Here is a 1,284-nt window from a genome sequence, read left to right on the forward strand (position 1 = left end):
CCCTCTGGGATGCTGAATACAGCGCACTGGCCGGTGCCGCGGTTTCTTCTGTCGAATCTAGAGCATCGCGGCATCAGCACCGGCTTTGATTTTTTATCCCAGTCTGCAGGTTTTGGCATTATCCAGACACTGGTGCGTAGAGGATACCGCCCTGGCTCCACTGGGCATTGAGACCACGCTCAATTTTCAGGGGAGAGGATGCGCCGATATTACGCTCAAAGACTTCACCATAGTTACCCACTTGCTTCACGACCTGGTAAGCCCAGTCATCCTTGAGGCCCATGCCCTTGCCCTTGGGGCCTTCAATACCCAGGAAGCGGCGAATGGAAGGATTGGTTGAAGACTTGCTCTTGTCGATATTGGCCGAACTCAGCCCCAGCTCTTCGGCATTGATCATGGCGAACAGAGACCACTTCACAATATTGAACCATTGGTCATCACCCTGACGAACCAGTGGTCCCAGAGGCTCTTTTGAAATCACTTCAGGCAGCACAACGGCTTGACCTGGCTTCGACAAACGCAGTCTCAGAGCATAAAGCTGGGACTGGTCTGAAGTCAGGACATCACAACGACCTGAATCAAACCCTTTGGCCGTACCGTCGGAGGTATCAAAGACAACAGGCTGGTACTTCATGCCAGTGCTGCGAAAATAATCTGCAAGGTTCAACTCAGTGGTCGTACCGGACTGAATACAGATCGCAGCACCGTCCAGTTCTTTGGCACTGGTGACACCCAGCTCTTTTTTCACCAAAAAGCCCTGACCATCGTAATAGCTGACACCGGCAAAGTTCAGACCCAATGAAGCGTCACGGGTGAGTGTCCAGGTGGTGTTACGGGAAAGCATGTCGATTTCACCTGACTGCAGAGCGGTAAAACGCTCCTTGGCCGTCAGGGGTATGTATTTAACCTTGGAAGCATCGCCCAAAACCGCCGCTGCCACGCCACGGCAGACATCCACATCGATGCCAGACCATTGCCCCTTCTCATCAGGCGTTGCAAACCCCGGCAGTCCGGTATTGACACCACAACTCAGGTAACCTTTGCTTAACACGGTTCCCAGAGTGTCGCTATCGGTCTCCGCCTGGGCACTGGCCGCTGCCAGCATAAGAACAGGTGCCACCCATTTTGTGAGTTTTCTTATCATAATCGATCCCGTTTGTTGTTTTTTTTTACTACTTTTCAGTAGGCATCTGATACCCGCGAACCTTACCGCTATTGAACAGGACTGGCAACCCCAGCCACTAATAAAGCTCTCAGGAACTGAAATCGTTCCACACAGCCCCC

Annotated in this window: 1 protein-coding gene; it reads right to left on the reverse strand. The window is 52.4% G+C overall.

The annotated features are described in order from the left end of the window. Nucleotides 1-118: 118 nt before the first annotated feature. Nucleotides 119-1,144 (reverse strand): amino acid ABC transporter substrate-binding protein, encoded by a 1,026-nt coding sequence (locus KDK16_RS02205; RefSeq protein ID WP_257274464.1) that lies wholly within the window; start codon nucleotides 1,142-1,144, stop codon nucleotides 119-121. Nucleotides 1,145-1,284 lie beyond the last annotated feature (140 nt).

This window comes from Endozoicomonas sp. SESOKO4, assembly GCF_024606275.1.